Raw genomic sequence first — 21,851 nt, 5'->3', positions numbered from 1 at the left:
CTGTGAATTTTGCCGTGATAGGAGCAAGCCCGCTTTTTCATGGCGAATCGAGGCCACGCACCATCACTGCTGAACAGGCCGCTCAACCACCAATCCATTTCGCAAATCCAAGGCACCACGCGCCAAAAGTGATTCGGTCCGCCCCACCAGAGCCGCACGCAACTGCGCGCTCGTGGTTCGGAAGCCCAGGCGGCGCGACACGTGGAGCGCGACTTCGTCCAATGTCGCGCCCAGGTTCTCGCGCACCAGCTCCAAAATCGCGACATCCATCTCCATGGGTGGAAGCAGTTCGGGGCGCCGCAGGCTCAGGGACTGAACGCTGCTTCTGTCACGCACTCGAATACCGCGTCCAGGCCACAGAAGGAACTCGCCATCCTGCAGCACCAGACCGTCTTCGACTGCCCGCCGGATGCCCTCATCAACCGCGCTCTGGATGCGCCCTCCTGCCCGTTGCAAGCCCCATAGCGAACGAATGCGCACGACGACCTCTGACCGATGGATTGGGCCCTCGATGTGAACCAAGTCGCGCACAAAGCCTGCCATCCGCATCGCAGGAACTGCATGCAGCTCCTGTTGCTGGCTAGGCATAGCGAAGTTGGCTTCTACATAAGGATCGGTGTTGGGCAACTCGTCAGAGCTGACCAGACCCACCTCGACGAAATCGTCGTGGTCCACGCTCTCGATGTTGATTGGAACGGCGCGCGATCGAGAAACCGTCTCCGCCTCAAAGGGATCCGGCTCCAGTTTTGAGCGCTCGATGACGCGCACCAAGGCATCAAGCTCCGCGGCGGGCCTCAGGAACCATTCGGCACTCCACACCCTGTGGACCTGCCAGCCTTTGTCGCGTAGCGCCTGGTCACGCAGACGATCTCTATCGCGCGCACCGTTAGACTTCCGGTAGGAGTTTCCGTCGCATTCGATGCCAATGACGTAGCGTCCTGGCTTCTCCGGATCGGCGATGGCGATGTCGACGAAGAACCCGGCCACGCCCACATTCATATGAAGGTCGTAGCCACGAGCGATGAGCGCTTTGGCAACCTCCTGCTCAAACGTCTTCTTGCGCTCCTCGACAGCTTCGTTTGCGATATGGAGACGCCCCGTGCGGGCATAGTGCAAGAACAATTTGAGTGCAGCAGTGCCCTTACCCTTGCCTCGACTGAGATCGATGTCTTCATCAGTGATGGACGAAAAGACCTCACATCGTTGTTTGGCGCGACTGATGAGCACGTTGAGACGGCGTTCGCCGCCTTCGCTGCTGACCGGACCGAAGTTCATGCTCACGCCGCCGCGCGCATCTCGGCCATAGCCGATAGAGATAAAGATGACATCGCGTTCGTCGCCCTGGATGTTCTCGAGACTTTTGACGAAGAAAGGCTCATGGGCATGCGCCGTGAAGAAGCCTTCGGTTTCAGGATGTTGGCGACGCAGCAGTTCCACTTCGTCGAAGATAGCGCGCCGCTGCTGGGTCGAGAAAGCGGCAGCCCCCAAGGTAAGATGCGGTGTCGCTTGTGCGTGAGCAATAACGGCCATGGCAACCGTCCTAGCTTCACGCGCGTTGGTGCTGGTCCCGCCCCGGTCATAAACGGCGTCTGGCAAGTGGTGAAACCGCAGACCCACTCCCGCCTCACTCGTGTAGGGGCTTGGCACGATCAGCAGCTTGTTCTCGTAGAACTGACTGTTAGAAACCGCGATTAGAGACTGGTGGCGGCTTCGGTAGTGCCACTGGAGCATTCGGTCCGGCAATCCACGCGCCAAGCAGAGGCCCAAGATACTCTCCACGTCGGCAGGCGCTGCGGAGTCATCCAACGGTGTGGACGAATCGCCTAGAGCTCTTGAGAAGAACCGCGTGGGGGGCAACTGACGCTCGTCCCCCACGATGACCAGTTGCTTCGCACGGGCAATAGCACCCAAGGCATCGATTGGCTGGACCTGACTTGCCTCGTCAATGACCAAAAGATCGAATTCCACCGCGCCGGGCGGTAAAAACTGCGCCACCGACAGCGGACTCATCATGAAGACTGGCTTGAGTGCCTGGATGGCAGGCGCCGCCGACACCATCAGTTGGCGAATAGGGAGGTGGCTTCTCTTCTTCGCCATCTCGCCGAGAATCACCGCCACAGGGCCCGCGGCCCCGCTCTTCGATGGGATTCGTTCGCGATGCGAGCGCGAAACCTGCCGCCGAGCCAGGTCAATGCGGTTTCGGTCCAGCTCGCAGAACGACTCGACAATCTCGGCCTGCTTTTTGCCGTCGAACGTCGCCAGCTCCGGGTCCCGGCCCACCATTGCCGACAGAACCGCCTCATAATAGGCTAGATCGAACGTGCCGCGAGCCTCATCGGGAGCCAGCGAGCCGGTCGCCAGCGCATCGACGAAGTTCTTCAGTCCACGTCGTTCGGCCACATTTGCTTGAGCGATATAAGCAACCCATTGCGGGAGGCCTTCCGGATCTGCTTCCCACGCTTTGAGCTGGACTATCGCGGCATTTACGGAGACGTCAGCGGAATCCGATGCGACCTCGTCGTTGCCCGCAAATCGCAGGGCAGTGAATAGCTCAGAAAGCTTGATGCCCAGCCTTTCAGCCTCTTCAAGCTGACTTGCCGCCTGCTCGAGCTTCTGCTGGGGGTCGGCAGTGCGCGAGGCAAGCACCCTCAAGTCAGTATTGGTAGTCATCCAGAGACAGGCTTCTTGGAGCGCGGCAGCGTCCGAAGCGAGGCCTAGCCACAGGTCACCGAACGTGGCTTCGCCCTGCGGGTCGATTTGAACAAGTGCGGCAAGGGCTGCCTGAGTGCTGGTCAGAGCGTCGATGCGCTCGAGGGCCAGTGTCACGGTCAACGCCTTGGCGTCATTCAGCGAATCGCACACCAAAATGGCCTGCGCGAACGGGGCCGTGTCGTCCAACAATCGAAGCAGCGGAACCTTCGGAAGCGAGGACTCTACCGCGCTCCACAGCATCTGCGCGCTGCTGAACAGTGATTCGTGTATGGGAGACAAAAGGGCCTGGACTTCGGCCAGCCCCGGCGCCAAACGAGCCGCCAACTCAGCCGCTAACCCCCTGTCACCAATAGCAGCGACTTGCTCGCGAGCGCCCAGCCCGAGCGGGCGCATGCCGCGCATCCAAGCTACTACGCCCCTCAAGAAAGCAGTATCAGAGCGATCACGCTCCCAGTTAGCACCGAATGCCTCCTCGCCCTGAGCATTGCCCTCCTCGACACGACGAAGCGCTGCCTGTGCGTCAAGGAGTTTGTCCAATTCTGGAAGCAACTGATCAACCGGCAGCTTGGGATTTCGAAGCTGCGCGCGGACCAGCCGATTCGCGGCGCGCCACTCGCCGCTTACAAAGCGGAAGAAACTGCCAGTGCGGCTTGCGATTTGCAGCCGGGCGTCCTCAAGGTCAGCGGACCAGGCAGACTCGCGGAACACCCCGCTGAGTTCACGGCGGGCCGTCTGGACTTGCTGCACCCAATCAACCAGGTTCTGGACCGAGTCAACGCCTCGCTCCCAAATACGGGCAACTAGAGCATCGCGATCGATCTGCGGCGCTGAGCTAGCGCGCTCCGCAAGCGCGCAGACATGAGCCGTTACCTCAAATGTCAGCGGTCGCTGCTCCCCTACCAATTGGGCTAGCCGGGCTAGGTCAGAAGCCATGCCCGACAGCTTCTGGTGCGCATCGCGCATCGCAGACAGTTCCTTGCCTACGACGAAGTCTCCAGGAACATTCGACAAGTCTTGCCTCGTCTGCCCCCACTCCTGCTCAAGTGCGGATTCGCATGCAAACTCGTTACAAGTTTGGCGCAGCTCCTGCGCCCGCCGGACGTCTTCGATGAGGCTTTCGGGGCCTGCAGGCGCCTCCCACGAGGCGTCTGCGAGTGCGTCGGACCCGAGGGGCGGTGCCGTCAGCAGAATCTTGGCTCGCTCGATTGCGGCTTGGGGCGCGTCGAGGCGGTCGGAGAACTGAAGTTCGAGCATGCCGGTCAGCTCAACGGCGCGTTGCCTCCAGTCCTTCAGTTTATTGGCAAGGTCAGCGATCTCCCGAATCAACCGATCCCGATCGTTCGGCAGGAGCGCCTCATTCTCCACACCGGCCCAGGCGTGCTGGTCGGGGATGCCCATGGTGAGGACACGGTCACACAGATCCTGAAGCAGCTTCTGGTTTTCTCCCACTCTGTCCCACGCCCACTCGAGCGGCGAATCGAGCCGGATGCGTGCCGTGACATGCCCCTCCCGGCGCAGCCGAACAAGGTTGCCGAACACTTCGTAGGGCGTCAGTTTCGACGGCAGCAGTTCTTGGTGTAGGCGCAAGGCATGGGCGTTAAGCAAATCGCGTCGCTCAGTGAGCTGACGAACGATCGGGCCGCTGTCCTCATCGGCCAGTGGGCTCAAATTCCATGTCAGTCGCAGTTCTTCGAGCAGGGCTCGCTTGTTCGCCTTGTTGCTGTGAAGCTCAAGACACGCGGCGCCAAGGCGAACTTGGTCCAAGCGCCTCTTCACAACTTCCAGTGCCGCCAGCTTCTCCGCCACGAACAACACGCGCTTCTTCTCGGCAATCGCCCCAGCAATAATGTTGGCGATGGTCTGGGACTTGCCGGTGCCCGGCGGCCCTTGGACCACGATGCTCCGCCCCTTAAGCACATCATGGACGACGAGGGACTGGGAGCTGTCGCTGTCGACGACATGGCGCATATGCTCCGGGCTAACAGTAGCGTCAATGTCCTCATCGTTGGTGGAAATAGCCGCGCCGGGGAAGCCGTCCGAAACTACGCCACGAAGTGCGGGGAGCGCTTCCAGGCCACCAGACTGCTCCCAACTCACGGGATCCAGATCCCGATACATCATGAACTTAGCAAACGAGAATAAGCCCAGGACCGCATCGTCCGGCACAACTGACCAGTCGGGCTTGCCCTCAATCAGGGCGGCCACCTTGGACAGGTAGTCATCGATGTCAAGGCTTTCGAACTCATCGATCTCGGGCAGCTTCATCTCGAACTGACGTTGCAAGAAGAGCTGGAGCGACAGATTGGCGACGATCTCGTCACCCTGCCATCGAAGGTGAAATTTTTCGCCCGCATTGCTGCGCTCCAAGGCAACTGGCACCAGCACGAGGGGAGCATATCGGTCGATCTTAGGCGTGGTCGGCGCTCGCCATTTAAGGTAGCCAATACCGAGGTAGAGCACGTTGATGCCCTGCTCTTCCTGAAGCGTGCGGGCGTCGACGTAGAGGTCTAAAAGCCGCTTCTGGAGGCCGGTCGGCGTCAAGCGCGTCATCAACTGGGCGTCCCAGTGGCTGACACGGCGTCCCTGTTCGTCCAGCTCTAGGTTGGGCTGCGCCAAAAGCTCAAGGTCGTCCGGCTCATCCTCGAGAAGCGCGAGGTCGGCTTCCGCATCAACAGCGTTGACCTGGACGAGGCTGGTTAAGTCGGACTGTCCGCTTTCCTCGCCAACGGTATCGTCTACGGCCGTCTTTGGATCAGCCCTACCAGCAACGAAGGTGAAGCGCTTTCCGTCGATGACGAGCGTCTGATACATCGCTCGTGCGAGCTCATTGACCACTTCAACCGTCTTGGCGTGGCCGGAACGGGGAACGTTAAGCAACCGGTTACGGGTCGATAGGTCGAGCAGCTCCAGGCGGGCCCGATTGACCTTGTCAATCAGCGAGCCTCGCTCCCGGAGCACCGACCCGCTCTCCGGGGCGTCGACTGTCCCCTCCTGAAACGACCTTTCCATGTCTTCCCCCTATGGCCCGAAACTGGGCGCCAGAGCTATAGTGCCCCTATCTGGGCCGGCCTTCCACCCGGCGAGCGAGGGGCTCCATGGATGGCCTGCGTCCTACTGAGATCCACTGGATCGCCAACCACTACATTGGCGTGTCAGGCGGTTACCTGGGCGATTTCACCTATCCGTCCCACCGTGAGTTCTACGCCGCCTATTGCGACTTAAAAGTCGATCCCGAGGAATACCCGGGCACGACGCGCCAACGCTTCTTGGCGGTACTGTCTTCCGCTGAGCCTCGGTCTCAGGCAGCGATCGTCCGAGGCGTTGCCCGGCGCTTCCCGGTCGGCTCGGAGGTCCAGCGAACCCCGGAGGCGCGCGCCAAGTTGCTTGCAATGGCGAAGCGATGCAGCCAAATTGCCGCCGTAGAGCCGACGTCCCCGAAGCTGGCCAGCGAGCTAGTGCACCAAGCATTGGCCGACGCGGGATCGCTGTTGGAGGCACAGGGACCAGTGAGCGCCCTGGATCGCGTTCACACCGCTCTCCACGGCTACTTGAAAACGATGTGTCGGTCGGCAGGATTGGACATGTCTACGCTGCCAACGGATCCAGGAGTCACTCAGATTTTTAAGTTGATGCGTGAGAACCATCCCGCTCTGCGCGATATGGGCGTCCAAGACGATGCGATGCGCAAAATCGTCTTCTCCATTGGAAACATCCTTGACGCGCTCAACCCACTACGTAACCGCGGAAGCCTGGCTCATGCCAACGATCAACTGGTCGAGCGAGATGAGGCATTACTTGTCGTCAACTTGACGCGCAGCATTATCCAATATCTAGACGGTAGAACGCAGAGAAAATAGGCCAATAGCGCGGCACGACAGCCCCAAAAAGAGTCGACCCTGCTGCGTTTTCGTCCCCTTAGCTTAAGACCCTTCACGAACGCGGTGAAGTTGGAAATATGCGTCACTCGCAACGAGGCGGATGTGAACTACGTCCGCGCTCTCGCCCGGTTTGCACATTCCTGCATGTGCCAACCGGGCGCGCGCAGCAAAAAGCGGCCACACAGCGAATCCGTCTTATGAGCCATGCAACTACCCGAGCATTTAGTGCACAAGCGCCGTTTGAAGAATGGGGCTGGATGTCACAAGACTCCTAGACCCGACGACTGCGCGCTAGCTTGCTGACCATTGGGTTCGACAGACCGCCCCGGACAGCACGAACCACGGCCTTGCTATCTAACTCCGCGTGTGGAACTCGTTTTAGCTCTTTGTTCGGCGAACTCGCGCATCTGAGCCAACAGCCTCTCCTGCTCGTTCATGCGCAATTGGACATCACCAAATTTGCCTCTGTCACAGGTTTCACTGACGGCATGAAAATGGACCACGGGCAGCTCAAGCGCTTCCGCCATCTTGGCCATGCTCTCATTGTCGTGCATCCGATCCCCTTGCCCGTATCGCGAAAGACCAGCAACAGTCTTGGACCGACTCAAATAGTGAGGGCTTACAATGCAATTGTCTCCTGCATGCTTTCCGCCTAACAGCCAAGGCACAACACAATTCATATTCAGTGACTTATGCGTGATTGGCGGAGAGAGTGGGATTCGAACCCACGGAAGGAATGACCCTTCGCCGGTTTTCAAGACCGGTGCCTTAAACCGCTCGGCCATCTCTCCGTATCGGTAACGCCTTACGCGCCCCGCGTGCCCGGGTCATTGCAACCCGGGCAACCGGTCGGGGCAGCGTCCCCGTCCGGCATGGCTCCCCGGCATGGGCCGGGGGTCGCATTCTCGCATTTCAGGTGGGATTTGCCCACCCGCTGCCTGCCGGGCTCAGCCCGCATCCACCGCCAACGCACCCAAGGCACTCGCCTTGATCTTCTCCTTGGCCCGTTCGCACGCCCCGCCGCAATCCAGGCGCGAGGCCTCCAGCTGCGGCGGCAGGTGTTCGGCCAGGAAGTCGATGAACACGCGCACCGCCGGCAGCAGGCCGCGGCGGGAGGCGAAGACGGCATGGCAGATGCCCTGCGGCAGCGACCAGTCCGGCAGCACCACTTCCAGCTCGCCGTTGCGCACGGCGTCGGCGCAGACGGTCTCCGGCAGCATGGTGATGCCGAAGCCGTCCTTGACCATGCTCTGCAGCAGCGGGAAGTCGAAGCCGGCCACGCGTGGCTGCAGGTCCACGCGGCGGACCGCGCCTTCGGGGCCGTGCAGTTCCCAGCGCTGACGGGCTTCGTCTTCGCTGATGCTCAGGGTGACGTGGTTGGTCAGCTCGTCCGGGTCCTTCGGGCGGCCAGCGCGATCCAGGTACTTCGGGCTGGCCACCAGCAGTTCCTGCACCTGGCCGAAGCTGCGCATCACCAGGCTGCCGTCGTCATCCAGGCGCGAGCGGACGCGCAGGGCGACGTCGTAGCCTTCGTTGATGATGTCCACGCGGCGATTGCTGATGTTCAGCTGCAGCCGCACCTTGGGGTACTGCGCGAGGAAAATCGGCAGCAGCTTGGGCAACTGCATCTGCGCCAGCGACACCGGCACGCTGGCGCGCACCAGGCCACGCGGCTCGGCACTGAGGCGGTCGACCACTTCGCGCGCGGCCTGGGCCTCGGCGAGCATGGTCTGTGCGTGGCGATGCACGCTGGTGCCGACGTCGGTCACTGCGAAGCGGCGCGTGGAGCGCTGCAGCAGGCGCACGCCGAGGTCGGTTTCCAACTGGCTGATACGGCGGCTCAGGCGGGATTTGGGGATGCCGAGCGCGCGTTCTGCTGCGGCGAAGCCACCATGATCCACCACCATGGCGAAGTAGTAGAGGTCGTTGAGGTCTTGCATACCGAAGTTCCAGATATAGAACAATACGTGGTATTCAATCACCTTTATTCCAAACTGGCAACAACCTAACCTGTTCTCCGTCGGCGGCGTCCCCCGCCCCTCCCCAGAATCAGGTGATTGCCATGAAGCTTCTTCACATCGACGCCAGCGTGCTTGGCGACAACTCGGTTTCCCGCCAGCTCTCCGCCGCCGTGGTCCAGCAGTGGCGCGACCAGGTGCCGGGCCTGGAGGTGAGCTATCGCGACCTCGACGCCCAGCCGGTCCCGCACCTGCGCAGCTCCTCCCTGGCCCAGTCGGACCCGGCCGAAGTGGCCGATGCCGAGCAGGTGCTGGAGCAGTTCCTGGCCGCCGACGTGGTCGTCATCGGCTCCCCAATGTACAACTTCAGCGTCGCTTCCACCCTCAAGGCGTGGATCGACCGCCTGGCCGTGGCCGGCCGCACCTTCAAGTACACCGAGAATGGCCCGGTGGGCCTGGCCGGCGGCAAGCGCGTGATCGTGGCCAGCAGCCGCGGCGGCCTGCATACCGGTGCCCCGACCGATTTCCAGGACCCGTATCTGCGCCAGGTCTTCGCCTTCTTCGGCATCGACACTGTCGAGTTCGTGCGCGCCGAAGGTATCGCCTACTCGCCGCAGCACCGCACCGATGCGATTGCCCAGGCGCTGGCAACGCTGCCGCAGCCGCGTGAGCTGGCTGCGGCCTGAGCTGCACCCCCACGCCACTCCCTCCCCCTCGTCGTGGTGGCGTGGTGCGCGGCGCCGGTTTTCTCTCCCCTGCCGGCGTTGCGCCTGATGGCCCCTCCCGGGGCCATCTTTTTTTTCGATGACGCAACTGCGACACCCGTACTGGGCGATGCCGACAGGCGCCTCTAGGCTGGTGACCCACCTTGTCGGAGGCGCTGCATGCGCTACCTCGTGATTGCCCCGCACCGCAGCGCCTTTCCGCACCCGCTGGTTGTTGAGCGCGGCCAGGCATTGCAGGTCGGGCGCCGCTACCAGGGCGATGAAGGCTGGGACGACTGGTATCTGTGCGAGGTGCCTGGGCAGGAGCCGGGCTGGGTGCCGGCGCAGATGATCGTGCGCGATGCACAAGGTGACGCGTTCGCCCAGGAGGACTACTCCGCATGCGAGCTCGATGTGGACCCGGAGCAGGAGCTGGTCGGGGCGCGCGTGGTCAACGGCTGGGTGTGGTGCGTCGCCGCTGAGCGCGGCGCCGAGGGCTGGGTACCGCTGCGGGTGCTGCAGGCCAGGTGATGCCGCGGACGGCAACAAAAAACCCGCCTTGCGGCGGGTTTCTCCTGGATCAGCCGATGACGTCCAGGCCGCCCATGTAGGGCTTGAGCGCGTCCGGCACGGTGATGCTGCCGTCGGCGTTCTGGTAGTTCTCCATCACCGCGATCATCGCGCGGCCCACTGCCACGCCCGAACCGTTGAGCGTGTGCAGCAGTTCGGGCTTGCTGGTTTCCGGGTTGCGCCAGCGCGCCTGCATGCGGCGCGCCTGGAAGTCCCCGCAGTTGGAGCACGAAGAGATCTCCCGGTAGGTGTCCTGCGAGGGCAGCCACACTTCCAGGTCGTAGGTCTTGATGGCGGCAAAGCCCATGTCGCCGGTGCACAGCAGCACCTTGCGGTACGGCAGGCCGAGCTTCTCCAGCACGACTTCGGCACAGCGGGTCATGCGCTGGTGCTCTTCATCACTCTGCGCCGGGGTGCAGGCAGCCACCAGCTCCACCTTCTCGAACTGGTGCTGGCGGATCATGCCGCGCACGTCGCGGCCGCCACTGCCGGCTTCGGCGCGGAAGCACAGCGAATGGGCGGTCATGCGCAGCGGCAGCTGCTCGGCGTCGACGATTTCATCGCGCACGATGTTGGTCAGCGGCACTTCCGAGGTCGGGATCAGGTAGCGCGTGGACTCGCCGACGGCCGTCTTGAACAGGTCGTCCTCGAACTTCGGCAGCTGGCTGGTGCCACGCAGCGACTCGGCGTTGACCAGGGTCGGGACGTTGGTTTCTTCATAGCCATGCTCGCCCGTGTGCAGGTCGAGCATGAACTGCGCCAGCGCACGGTGCAGGCGCGCGATCGGGCCGCGCAGCACGGTGAAACGCGAGCCGGACAGCTTGGCCGCGGTCTCGCCATCCAGCCAGCGGTTGCGGGCGCCCAACTCGACGTGATCGAGCACCGGGAAGTCGAACGCGCGCGGGGTGCCCCAGCGCTTCTGCTCGACATTCTCCGATTCATCCTGGCCGGCCGGCACGTCCTCGGCCGGCAGGTTCGGGATGCCCAGCGCGATCGCTTCGATCTTCTCGCGCAGCACATCCAGGGCCACTTCCGAGGCCTTCAGTTCATCGGCGAAGGCAGCCACCTCGGCCATGATCGCCGAGACGTCCTCACCCTTGGCCTTGGCCTGGCCGATCGCCTTGGAACGGCTGTTGCGCAGGCTCTGCAGCTCCTGGGTACGCACCTGGATCCGCTTGCGATCGGCTTCCAGCGACTCCAGCCCGGAGACATCCAGCTCGAAACCGCGCGAGGAGCGCAGGCGTTCGGCGAGGTCGGCGGGCTGTTGGCGGAGCAGGGCTGGATCGAGCATGGCGGCAGAGGGGTCTACGGGTTCGGAGGGGGATTATCGCCTGTTATGCGTTTTTCTGCCGCCGGTTCATCGCCGGCGTGGCAGAATCGCGGTGATCCATACGGTATGCCCCATGTCTGCTTCCCGCTCGACTCCTGGCAAGAACATCACGTTCCAGCTGCCCCGCCGCAGCCTCAAGATCGCCGCGATCGCCTTCGGCGTGGGGATACTGCTGTTCCTGGTGGTGTGGCTGAGCAGCCGCAATGACGGCTTCTACAAGGCCGACCCGGCCGCGCAGACCCCTGCCCAGGTGGCGGAGGTTGAACCGCTGCCCGAGCCGTTGGCCGCTGCCGCCGGTTCCAGCGACATGCCCGACGCCAAGGCACCGCCCGCGAACGAAGAAAAGCCGCAGTTGGTGGAGACCGCCCCGCCGCCACCGCCAGCCGCCCCGGCTGCGCCTGCGGCACCACCGGCTTCTACCGCGATGGCGCCGAGCGACCGCCCGCAGCCGATTGCCGACCAGTCGCCGCCGCCCAGTTATCCGCCCGCCGCATTGCGCCGCGGTGACCGCGGCACGGTAGTCGTGCGCGTGGATGTGGATGCCACCGGCTATCCCTCGGCCGTGACGTTGATCCAGCGCAGTGGTTCACGCGACCTTGATCGTGCCGCGTCCGATGCGGTGCGTCGCTGGCGCTTCCAGCCGGCACAGAACAACGGCGTACCAGTGCCTGGCAGCCTGGAGGTGCCGTTCGACTTCACGCCGCAGTGATTCGTTGCGGCGTCACCCCCGCGATTTCGCAACGGCTCAGCAAACTGAACCTTGATGGCAATGCAGTCGTCGCGTTGACGTTGCGCTGACACATCCGCAACTGCATACGGGCAAGACTGCGGGCGTCACATCGACACCAGGAGTCAGCCATGAGTGTTACCCATGCCCCGGACATGCCCCGCTCGCCGCAGCACCAGCGCGACGTGATCGATGAGCCGCACAATCGCCGCACGTCACCTTGGTTGTGGGTGGCTCTGATCGTGGCGATGTTCGCCGCCGCGCTGGTGTGGCTGCGTTATGCCACCCCGGGCGATACCAACGACGCACCGGTGGGCCAGCGCATGCTGCCCGCCACCGAGACCGCGCCCGTGGCGACCACGCCCGCCCCGACGGACCGCCAGGCGGCTCCGGCCACCGAGCAGCGCAAGGCGACGCCGGCGGTACGCAATCGTGAGGCCCGCCCGCTGGCCAGCAACGCCAAGCCGGCCTACCCGCGCACTGCCCTGCGCAGCGGCGTGCAGGGCAGCGTGGTGGCCAGCCTCAACGTAGATCCCCGCGGCCAGGTGACCGAGGCGAACATCGTGCAGCGCAGTGGCACGCGTGACCGCGATCTGGATCGTGCAGTGCTGACCACCGTGCGCGACTGGAAGTTCGAGCCGGCGATGCACAACGGGCGTGCCGTAGCGAGCGTCGTACGCGTTCCGGTGGACTTCCGTACCGAGCGCTGATCGGATGCGCTGAGGCGGAAACGAACAGGGAGGCCAATGGCCTCCCTTTTTCGTCCCGCATGTCGAAGCGACGGAGCGGGATGGTACCGGGCGCTGCCCGGCAACCGCATATCTCGACGCAGCGCCCGGACAGACCCGGGCGCTGCGTCAAGCGGCCTTCAGACCGAAGCCTGCGCCGGTTGCCAGACCATCGAAATCCGGGAACGAGGTCGCCACGTTGGCGATGTCATTGACCCGCACCTCGCCCGTGCTGAGCTGGCCGGCAATGGCGAAGGCCATCGCGATGCGGTGATCGCCATGGCTTTCGATGGTGCCGCTGCCCAGCGCCGCGCCGCCATGGATCGTCGCACCGTCCTCGGTCTCGTCGACCTGCACGCCCAGGGTGCGCAGGCCGGTCGCCATCGCGGCCAGGCGGTCCGATTCCTTGACCCGCAGTTCGGCCGCGCCGCGCACCACGGTGTTGCCCTGCGCGGCGGCTGCGGCGACGAACAAGGCGGGGAATTCATCGATCATGTCCGGCACCAGCGCTTCGGGAATCTCGGCGCCGTGCAGGGGCGCGTAACGCACCACCAGATCGGCCACCGCTTCGCCCCCCTGCTCGGCATGGTTCTCTTCGGTGATGTCCGCGCCCATCAGGCGCAATGCGGCCAGCAGGCCAGTGCGGCGCGGGTTGAGACCGACCGCGCGCAGGCGCAGTTCGGAACCCGGAATGATGCTGGCGGCCACCAGGAAGAAGGCGGCCGAGGAGAAGTCAGCCGGCACCACGATGTCGGTCGGGCGCAGCCGCTGGCCGCCGCGCAGGCGAGCCCGGCCCGGTGAGAACTCGATATCCACGCCGAATGCGCGCAGCATGCGCTCGCTGTAGTCGCGGGTCGGGTGCGGCTCGGTGACCGAGGTTTCGCCATCGGCATACAGTCCGGCCAGCAGCACAGCGGACTTCACCTGCGCGCTGGCCACCGGCGAGGCGAACGCAATGCCCTGCAGGCTCTGGCCACCGTGCACGCGCAAGGGCGGGGTGCCGTCGGCCTCGGTATCGATCTTCGCGCCCATCTGGGCCAGCGGACCGGTCACGCGACGCATCGGACGGCGCGACAGCGATTCATCGCCAACCATCACCGAATCGAACGGCTGTGCGGCCAGCAGACCGGCCAGCAGGCGCATGCCGGTACCGGCATTGCCGCAGTCCAGTGGTGCGCTCGGCGCCTTCAGGCCATCCACGCCCACGCCATGCACGATGCGCTGCGAGGGCGACGGGGTGTCGATGCGCACGCCCATCTGCGAAAAGATCGCCGCCGTCGCGCGGGTGTCTTCGCCTTCCAGGAAGCCATCGATGCGCGAGACGCCATCGGCCAGCGCGGCGAACATCACCGAGCGATGCGAAACGGACTTGTCGCCGGGAATGGTCAGGCTGCCCTGCAGGGGCTGGCCCTTGTGGGCGATCCAGTACGGAGATGCGGTCATCGGAAATCCTATGGGGCGGGCCGCCGCGGCGGCGATGCAACGGTATGCGGGAGGGGCTGCAGCGCCCGCCGGGGCGCCGGGCCGGACGCAGCGCGCGGGGCGCTGCGCCGTCGGATCAGGGCACGGCGACCGGATAGGAGCCGAGGATCTTGATCTGCGCCGAGTGGGCTTTGAGTTCGGCCAGCGCCGCCTGCATCGCCTCGTCCTCGACGTGGCCGGCCAGGTCGATGAAGAAGCCGTACTCCCACTTGGCGTTGTGCGAGGGCCGCGACTCGATCCGGTTCATGCTGATGCCATGCCGCGCGAACGGGCTGAGCACGTCGAACAGTGCGCCGGGCTTGTCGTGGATGAACACCAGCACCGAGGTGCGGTCGTGGCCGGAGGTCGGGAAGATGTTGCGGCCGATGACCAGGAAGCGCGTGGTGTTGTCCGCATCGTTCTGGATCGGCTTGGTCACCACCTTCTTCAGCCCGTACACATGCCCGGCGCTCTCGCCACCGATCGCGGCGGCGTCGTCGGCGTTGCGGGCGCGGCGTGCGCCTTCGGCATTGCTCGAGACCGGGATCTTCTCGGCCTTGGGCAGGTTGGCGCGCAGCCACGAGGAGGTCTGCATGAACGATTGCGGGTGGCCGTAGACGCGTTCGACATCCTCCAGCCGGCCACTGCGCGACATCAGGTACTGCTGCACGCGCAGTTCCACTTCGCCGCAGATTTTCAGGTTGGAGGTCAGGAACATGTCCAGGGTGATCTGGATGGTGCCCTGCCCCGAGTTTTCCACCGGCACCACGCCGAAATCGGCGTTGCCCGCTTCCACTTCCTGGAACACTTCTTCGATGCTGGCCAGCGGCAGGCCCAGCGCCGAGCGGCCGAAATGCTTGAGCACGGCCTGCTGGCTGAAGGTGCCTTCCGGGCCGAGGTATCCGATCTTCAACGGCTCCTGCTGGGCCAGGCAGGCGGACATGATTTCGCGGTAGACGTGGACCAGCACTTCATCGCTGAGCGGGCCCTCGTTGCGGTCCACCACCATGCGCAGCACCTGTGCCTCGCGCTCGGGGCGGTAATAATCCACGGCAGCGGCGAGCTTGCCCTTGGCCTTGCCCACCTGGTGGGCGAAGTTGGCGCGCTCGGCGATCAGCGCCTGGATGCTGCGGTCGATGTGGTCGATCTTGGCGCGCACGTCCGACAGCACGGGCGCGGCAACGGCCGGTGCGGCATCGCGCTTGGCGGCCTTGGCCTTCTTCGCGGGGGCAGCAGCCTTGGGCGGGGTCGGCGCCGGCTTGGCGGCCTTGGGCTTGGCGGGTTTGGTGGCCATCTGGGTTCCAATTGCAGTGGGGCGGCGAGCGCCCCGGGAAAAACGAATGCGTCAGCCGTTGCGCTGCTGGAAATCGCGCATGAAGGCGGCCAGCGCCTGCGCGCCTTCCACCGGCATGGCGTTGTACAGCGAAGCACGGATGCCGCCGACCGCCTTGTGCCCCTTCAGCGCCAGCAGGCCGGCCGCTTTGGATTCACTGACGAAACGTGCGTTGAGCGCGTCATCCGGCAGGAAGAACGGGATGTTCATGCGCGAGCGCGCGGCCGCTACGACCTCATTGCGGTAAAAGCCGCCGGACTGGTCGATCGCCTCGTACACCAGGCCCGACTTGACCGCGTTGCGGCGCGCGAATTCTTCCACGCCACCTTCGGCGAGCATCCACTGGAACACCAGGCCGGCCAGGTACCAGTTCCAGGTCGGCGGGGTGTTGAGCATGGAATCGCGGGCGACGTGCGAGCGGTAATCGAAAATGTCCGCGCGCGGCTGGCCGCTGCGCTCGAGCAGGTCCCGGCGCACGATCACCACCGATACACCGACCGGGCCGAGGTTCTTCTGCGCGCCGGCGTAGATCAGGCCGTACCGGCTGACATCCAGCGGCTCGCTGGCAATCGACGAGCTGAAATCGGCGAACAACGGCACATCGCCCACGTCCGGGGTGTCACGGAACTCGACCCCGTGGATGGTTTCGTTGGCGGTGATGTGCACGTACGCGGCATCATCGGAGAGCTGCCAGCTGGCGCGTGCCGGGATGTCGTGGAAGCCGTTGGCTTCGCTGCTGGCAGCGACGTTGACCGGGACATACGGGCTGACCTGCTTGATCGCGGTCTTGCCCCAGTGCCCGGTGAGCACGTAATCCACCCTCTGGCCGGGCTGGGCGAAGTTGAGCGCGAGCAGGGCCTGCTGGGTGGTCGCACCGCCGGCCAGGAACAGCACCGCGTACTCGTCCGGGATGCCGATCAGGCGGCGCAGATCGGCCTCGGCCTGGGCGGCGACAGCCATGAACTCCGGGCCGCGGTGGCTCATTTCAACAATGGAGGCGCCCGCGCCGTTCCACTCCAACATCTCTTCCTGCGCCTGGCGCAGGACCGATTCCGGCAGGGTTGCAGGGCCGGCACTGAAATTGAACGCGCGCGTCATGTCACACCTATGGGGCAAGACCCCTAGTATGCCGCAGCGCACCAGCCTTTAGGCCTTGCAGGACAAGGCGAATTTGGTTGCAAACGAATCTAATGGCCCACGCCAGGCGTGCTTGGTTGCCGGCCAGCGGCCGGCACTACCTCGCCCCGAACCAGAGCAGGCCGCTGATCGCTGCCGCGAGCAGCAGCGCACTGACCAGCAACCACGGCCAGCGGCTCACCCGCTTCGGCGCAGCCACCGGTTCCGGGCGCTGGCGCGCTTCGAAGCCGTCGTCTTCTTCCTCGACCACGATGCGCTTGCGGCCGTCATGCGGCACCTCGAGCACGAAGCGGTGCTGGGCGTCGAAGACCAGCTGGTCACCGGGCTGCAGCCAGCAGTGGCGAACAGTGACGCCATTGACCCGGGTGGACTCGCCGGCGCCCAGGTCGCGCAGCAACAGACGCTCGCCGTGCTGCTCCAGGCGGGCGTGCTGCTCGGCGAAGGCCGGATCGTCGATGACGATGTCCGCCTCCGGCCCCCGTCCGATCACGCGTGGACGATCCAGGGTGAAGCTGCGCCCGTGGTGCTGGCCGCCGACCCCGCGCAGCAGGCGCTGGTCATCGCTGCCGTCATCACTACGCGGCGGCGCATGCACGACCGCCTCGCAGCCGCCCTGCACCACCATTTCCACGCCATCGGCATAGACAGCGTCACCGGCACGCAGCAACGCCATCCGGCGCACCGGGCGACCATTGACGTGGATGCCGCGGATGCCGCTGGCGACCTGCAGCCACAGGCCGCGGTCATCCAGGCAGAACTGGGCCAGCAACAGGGTGCCGGGAGTGTCATCGCCAAGCCGGACGGTGCCGGAAGCATGGCGCACGATGCGCTGCACCCCGGGCCGCAGGGGCTGGTCGGGATGTTGGCGTTGAGTAAAGTGGACTAGCAGGTTCTGCACGCGGCGCAGCCTAGCAGGTTGAATGTCAGGGAAGAAGAAGTGTGACGCAGACCTTGGAGTTGTGCCTGAGGATGCGCACAATGCACGCCCGAATCCGCGCCGTTGTCCGCCAGGAGGCTGTATGTCCACCATCGATATCCGTCACGCCCACTCCCTGCCCGCCGAAAACGCGCGCAAGGCCATCGAAGAAGTCGCTGCCAAACTGTCCGAGCGTTTCGGCCTGCAGTCCAACTGGGTGGGCGACGTGCTGAACTTCAGCGGTTCCGGCGTGGATGGCGCGATCGCGCTGCAGCCCGGCCAGGTGCAGGTCACCGCCAAGCTCGGCTTCCTGCTCTCGGCCATGAAGGGCATGGTGGAAAGCGAGATCCAGCGCGTGCTGCAGGAAAAGCTCGGCTGAACCGACGCCCGGCCCGGCGCTGCGCAGGCGCCGGCCATCACATCGCTTGAAGCCGGCGATGCATACGATCCAAGGGTGTCCACCCACAGGGATCGCCCCATGACTTCACCCAACGACTTCGACGATCGCATCCCCGGCGAGAAGCCCTCGCTGCAGGACCAGGCCGAGCGTTTCTCGCGCAAGCTGACCGACTCGGCCCAGCAGATCTGGCTGGCCGGCCTGGGCGCCTTCGGGCGCGCACAGGCCGAAGGCAGCCGGGTGTTCGACAACCTGGTCAAGGAAGGCGAGAACATCGAGGCGCGCAACCGCGAGCAGTCTGGCGACGCGCCACGCTGGCGCGACAATGTCGAGGAACACCTCGGCGAAGCCCGCGAGAAGGCCAGCGGCACCTGGGACAAGGTCGAGAAGGCCTTCGATGACCGGGTCCAGGGCGTGCTCAAGCGCCTGCACATCCCGACTGCCGAGGACGTGGCCGCGCTCAATGCCCGGATCGACGCGCTCAACACCCGGGTCAACCGCGCCGAGGCCCGCAATGCCTCGCCATCGGCCGATCCGTCCCCGGGCACGCACCAGTCGCCGACCTCCGACGCCTGACTGCTCCCTTGATTGTTGCAAAGCAGCACGACTTTGTTGACAATCGAAATCGACCCGCCAATCGCTTCCACCGCCGTTTGTTCCCTCCCCTCACGGCTCTGGATTGGCGGGTTTTTTGTGGGCGTTCGATCCGCCGCAACGCCACAAAGTGAGACGGCCGTCACCGACGTGATCGCCGGATGCCGGGCGGCGCGACATCCACGCGCCGCAGACGTGCAAAGGCGCATATAAACTGTCTATCGCACTTCCCTGTTCATATCCCCCTGCATGCTCTCCTGGATTCTGGCCCTGCTGTTGGCCCTCATCGTCTGGTTCCTGGCCACGGCCTACTTCTGGCTGATCAAACGGAAGCGCAAGGAGACCCAGCTCGGCCTGAATGCGTTGGCCGGCATGCACTGGCGCGAATTCTCCCTGATCGTGCGCCGCGCGATGCACGAGCAGCGCGGCCTGCAGGACGTCCCCGATGAGGCGGTCGACAGCCGCGAGCCCCGTAGTGATTTCCTGATGCACGACGGCCCGCAACGCTGGCTGCTGTCGTGCAAGCACGGGCGCGCCTACCGGATCGGCACGGCGGCGGTGAACGAGCTGGGCGCCGCCGCGCGCCTGGCCGGCGCCCGTGGCGGGATCCTGATCACCGAGGGCAAGGTCGAGCGCGATGGTCGCATCGCGGCTGAAAAGCAGAACGTCGAGGTGCTTGACGGCCCGCTGCTGTGGCCGTTGCTGCAGCCCTATCTGCCCGGCGACATGGAAGCACGCGTGCAGGCCGGTGCCCGCCGCGAGGCGATCCGTCGCATCTCGATCGCGGCGCTGGGCGCGGCGACGCTGGGCCTGATGGTCGGGCTGGGCTCGCTGACCGCCGGGCTGGAAAAGGAGTGGGCCGACGCGCCGGCCGCGACCCCACCGGCGGTGGCCTCGCCAACTGCTGCGACGGCAGCAGCCATGGCACCCACCGGTGCCGCACCCGCATCTGCGACAGCGCAGGCGCCGGCAACGCCGGCCGCCGATGCCGCCCTGCCCGCGATGGACGCCAACCCGGACAACGCCACGCTGGACCGCTATCAGCAGGAGCTGTCCCGCAAAGTCGCCACCCACCCCGGCGTGGCCAGCGGGATCTGGCTGACCCGGCAGACGCTGGCGATCAACCGCACCGGCGAGATCGAGGCGATCTGGCCGCTGATCTGCGCGGAAGTGACCCGTTACCCGGCGCTGCGCACCGTGCGCATCCAGCTCAACCCGCGCCCCGGCGTGGATGAGCCGGTGCGCTGGCGGCAATGCACGACGCTGTAAGGCTCAGCGCGCGCCCGGCGAGAACCGGGCGACCAGATCGTAGGCATCGCCCAGGAACATCTGCCGCACGCAGGTGATCGGCTGCTCGCCGCGCCAGGTGAGGCGGTCGATGACCAGGCAGGCGGTGCCTGGCTTGACCTGCAGCAGCGTGGCGGCCGCGTCATCGGCACCCCAGGCGCTGATCCGGTGCTGGGCGCGCGTCCATGACACGTTCTGCAACAGCCAACTGCCCGGGGCGGTCGTCTCGAAATCCACCTCCAGCACCTCCGGCACCCCGACCGGGCTGATCAGGCGATGCTCCAGCGCCAGCGGCCGGCCATCGGCCAGATGCAGGCAGCGGATCGCCAGCAGCTTTTCGCCGCCGGCCAGGGTGGTTTCCTCCGCTACCTGCTCGCGCGGGCGCCGATAGGCGCGCTCCAGCAACTGGTAGCCATAGACATGCCCGCGCGCTTCCACCGCCATCGCGATGTCGGGGATCTCCAGCGCCACCTGCTCCAGGTGCGGCGGCTGCCGGGCGACGAACGAGCCCGCGCGGCGGCGGCGCTCGATCATGCCGCTCTCGGCCAGCGCGGTCAGCACCTTGTTCACGGTCATCCGCGAGCAGCCGTACTGCTCCATCAGCTCGTGTTCGTACGGGATGCGGAAGCCAGGCTCCCACTGTCCACTGAGGATGCGGCTTTCCAGATCGGCGCGGATGCGCTGATTGAGGGTTGCTGCTTTCTTGCCCGTCACTCTGGATTCCTGCATGGGAGGGCCTGATCAGACCCCCAACAACGGTCGAAGTGCCGCGGCAAACCGTGCGGCCACCGCCTCGCGTTGCGGGTGGCGACCGTCACGCACCAACTGGCGCCCTTGGCGCCACACCGATCGCACGGCGCCATTACGTGCGGCGAACACCCAGCTGTCAAGCAAGGCATCGCCGTCGCGGGCGATCAGCGCCGGGTGGTCGGGATCGAGTTCGACAAGATCGGCCGGTGCGCCCGCCTGCAGGCCGGCGGCCACACCCAGCGCCTGCGCGGCACCACTCAATGACTGCTCGTACAGCCAGCGGCCGGTGGACTGGCCATCGCCCGGGGCCAGCACATTGCGCCCGCGCAGCTGCAGGCGTTGGCCGTACTCGAGCAGGCGCAGCTCTTCGGCCGCGTCGATCAGCACGTTGGAATCCGAACCGACGCCGAACCGGCCACCTGCGCGCGCGAACGCCTGCATCGGGAACAGGCCGTCGCCCAGGTTCGCTTCGGTGATCGGGCACAGCCCGGCCACCGCGCGGCTGGCCACGATCTGCCGCAGCTCCGGCTCGGTGATGTGGGTGGCATGCACCAGGCACCAGCGCGCATCCACCGGAAGATGTTCATACAGCCACTGCACCGGGCGCATCCCGCTCCACGCCACGCAGGCATCGACCTCGCGGGTCTGCTCGGCGATGTGGATGTGGACCGGGCCGGGGTTGAGTGGCAGCAGCGCGGACAATTCCTCGCCGGTCACCGCGCGCAGGCTGTGCGGGGCGAAACCGAGCACTGCATCGTCCTGACCCTGTAGCGCGCGGGTGCAGCCCTGCAGCAGCTCAGCGAAGCCGTCGACATCGTGGATCAGCCGGCGCTGGGCCGGGTTCGGCGCGGCGCCGCCGAAATCGGCGTGCGCGTAGAACACCGGCAGCAGGGTCAGGCCGATCCCGCTGGAGTGGGCCGCGGCGGCGATGCGCTCGGCCATTTCGGCGCGGTTGGCATAGCGCGCGCCGTCCGGGCCGTGATGCAGATAGTGGAACTCGCCGACCCGGGTAAAGCCGGATTCCAGCATCTCCACATAGGCCTGCTCGGCGATCGCCTGCATGGCCTCGGGCTGCAGATGCGCCAGGAAGCGGTACATCAGTTCGCGCCAGCTCCAGAAGCTGTCGCCGCTGTTGCCGCCGAGCTCGGTCAGCCCGGCCATGCCGCGCTGGAAGGCGTGGCTGTGCAGGTTGCCCAGGCCCGGCAGTGCGATCGCCAACGCGGCATCGCCCGGCTCGGCCGGCACCTCCGGGGTCACCTCGACGAGCGTGCCGCCCTGGCTGACGATGCGCACATCGCGCGCCCAGCCCTGCGGCAGCAGCGCGTGGGCGGCATGGAAACGAAGGATCGGTGCGGGGTTGGCTGGCATC

The 21,851-nt window shown here is 65.4% G+C and carries 17 protein-coding genes and 1 tRNA gene; 8 read left to right on the top strand and 10 right to left on the bottom strand.

Annotation, left to right across the window (positions count from 1 at the left end):
* Positions 1-63 precede the first annotated feature (63 nt).
* On the bottom strand, positions 64-5,721 hold the full coding sequence (locus tag AC07WC_RS13990; RefSeq protein WP_495210522.1) for a DUF3320 domain-containing protein: 5,658 nt from the start codon (positions 5,719-5,721) through the stop codon (positions 64-66).
* An 86-nt stretch (positions 5,722-5,807) separates the two neighbouring features.
* Here AC07WC_RS13990 and AC07WC_RS13985 point away from each other — a divergent pair, with 86 nt between their 5' ends.
* Complete coding sequence (locus tag AC07WC_RS13985) at positions 5,808-6,569, top strand: abortive infection family protein (RefSeq protein WP_495210521.1); 762 nt, start codon at positions 5,808-5,810, stop codon at positions 6,567-6,569.
* Between the two features lie 722 nt (positions 6,570-7,291).
* On the opposite strand, the gene AC07WC_RS13980 is transcribed toward AC07WC_RS13985, so the two are convergent.
* Positions 7,292-7,381 (bottom strand) — tRNA-Ser (locus AC07WC_RS13980).
* Positions 7,382-7,537: 156 nt separating this feature from the next.
* Positions 7,538-8,530, bottom strand: a complete 993-nt coding sequence (locus tag AC07WC_RS13975; RefSeq protein ID WP_019184298.1) for a LysR substrate-binding domain-containing protein — start codon at positions 8,528-8,530, stop codon at positions 7,538-7,540.
* Between the two features lie 122 nt (positions 8,531-8,652).
* Here AC07WC_RS13975 and AC07WC_RS13970 point away from each other — a divergent pair, with 122 nt between their 5' ends.
* Complete coding sequence (locus tag AC07WC_RS13970) at positions 8,653-9,234, top strand: FMN-dependent NADH-azoreductase (RefSeq protein WP_495210520.1); 582 nt, start codon at positions 8,653-8,655, stop codon at positions 9,232-9,234.
* A 198-nt stretch (positions 9,235-9,432) separates the two neighbouring features.
* On the top strand, positions 9,433-9,783 hold the full coding sequence (locus AC07WC_RS13965; protein WP_495210519.1) for an SH3 domain-containing protein: 351 nt from the start codon (positions 9,433-9,435) through the stop codon (positions 9,781-9,783).
* Positions 9,784-9,832: 49 nt separating this feature from the next.
* Here the strand turns inward: AC07WC_RS13965 and serS are convergent, their stop codons facing one another.
* Complete coding sequence (serS, locus tag AC07WC_RS13960) at positions 9,833-11,113, bottom strand: serine--tRNA ligase (RefSeq protein WP_495210518.1); 1,281 nt, start codon at positions 11,111-11,113, stop codon at positions 9,833-9,835.
* A 112-nt stretch (positions 11,114-11,225) separates the two neighbouring features.
* On the opposite strand from serS, the gene AC07WC_RS13955 reads away from it, so the two are divergent.
* Positions 11,226-11,861, top strand: a complete 636-nt coding sequence (locus AC07WC_RS13955) for an energy transducer TonB (RefSeq protein ID WP_495210517.1) — start codon at positions 11,226-11,228, stop codon at positions 11,859-11,861.
* A 149-nt stretch (positions 11,862-12,010) separates the two neighbouring features.
* Positions 12,011-12,589 carry an energy transducer TonB gene (locus AC07WC_RS13950; protein WP_495210516.1) on the top strand — a complete coding sequence of 193 codons (579 nt, stop codon included), beginning with the start codon at positions 12,011-12,013 and terminating at the stop codon, positions 12,587-12,589.
* A 147-nt stretch (positions 12,590-12,736) separates the two neighbouring features.
* Here AC07WC_RS13950 and aroA read toward each other — a convergent pair whose 3' ends face one another.
* From aroA to AC07WC_RS13930, 4 genes are all read right to left on the bottom strand, one after another.
* The gene (aroA, locus tag AC07WC_RS13945; protein ID WP_495210515.1) at positions 12,737-14,050 is read right to left on the bottom strand and encodes a 3-phosphoshikimate 1-carboxyvinyltransferase; all 1,314 of its coding nucleotides are present in this window, start codon (positions 14,048-14,050) and stop codon (positions 12,737-12,739) included.
* 115 nt (positions 14,051-14,165) lie between these two features.
* Positions 14,166-15,362 carry a prephenate dehydratase gene (pheA, locus tag AC07WC_RS13940; RefSeq protein WP_346462648.1) on the bottom strand — a complete coding sequence of 399 codons (1,197 nt, stop codon included), beginning with the start codon at positions 15,360-15,362 and terminating at the stop codon, positions 14,166-14,168.
* A 51-nt stretch (positions 15,363-15,413) separates the two neighbouring features.
* Entirely contained in the window at positions 15,414-16,499 is a 1,086-nt protein-coding gene (serC, locus tag AC07WC_RS13935) for a 3-phosphoserine/phosphohydroxythreonine transaminase (protein ID WP_495210514.1), read from the bottom strand.
* Positions 16,500-16,635: 136 nt separating this feature from the next.
* Entirely contained in the window at positions 16,636-17,436 is an 801-nt protein-coding gene (locus AC07WC_RS13930) for an FHA domain-containing protein (protein WP_495210513.1), read from the bottom strand.
* Between the two features lie 121 nt (positions 17,437-17,557).
* Between AC07WC_RS13930 and AC07WC_RS13925 the strand changes: the two genes are divergently transcribed.
* The 3 genes from AC07WC_RS13925 to AC07WC_RS13915 all read left to right on the top strand — a co-directional run bounded on the left by AC07WC_RS13925 (position 17,558) and on the right by AC07WC_RS13915 (position 19,714).
* Complete coding sequence (locus tag AC07WC_RS13925; protein WP_313210757.1) at positions 17,558-17,833, top strand: polyhydroxyalkanoic acid system family protein; 276 nt, start codon at positions 17,558-17,560, stop codon at positions 17,831-17,833.
* A 99-nt stretch (positions 17,834-17,932) separates the two neighbouring features.
* Positions 17,933-18,427 (top strand): phasin family protein, encoded by a 495-nt coding sequence (locus tag AC07WC_RS13920; protein ID WP_495210512.1) that lies wholly within the window; start codon positions 17,933-17,935, stop codon positions 18,425-18,427.
* Between the two features lie 267 nt (positions 18,428-18,694).
* Entirely contained in the window at positions 18,695-19,714 is a 1,020-nt protein-coding gene (locus tag AC07WC_RS13915; RefSeq protein ID WP_495210511.1) for a restriction endonuclease, read from the top strand.
* Positions 19,715-19,717: 3 nt separating this feature from the next.
* On the opposite strand, the gene hutC is transcribed toward AC07WC_RS13915, so the two are convergent.
* On the bottom strand, positions 19,718-20,461 hold the full coding sequence (gene hutC / locus AC07WC_RS13910) for a histidine utilization transcriptional repressor HutC (protein WP_495210510.1): 744 nt from the start codon (positions 20,459-20,461) through the stop codon (positions 19,718-19,720).
* Positions 20,462-20,473: 12 nt separating this feature from the next.
* Complete coding sequence (locus tag AC07WC_RS13905) at positions 20,474-21,850, bottom strand: formimidoylglutamate deiminase (protein ID WP_495210509.1); 1,377 nt, start codon at positions 21,848-21,850, stop codon at positions 20,474-20,476.
* Position 21,851: the final 1 nt, after the last annotated feature.

It is taken from the genome of Stenotrophomonas sp. GW821-FHT01H02A (assembly GCF_059422145.1).
This window is presented reverse-complemented; position numbering and strand designations above follow the sequence as displayed.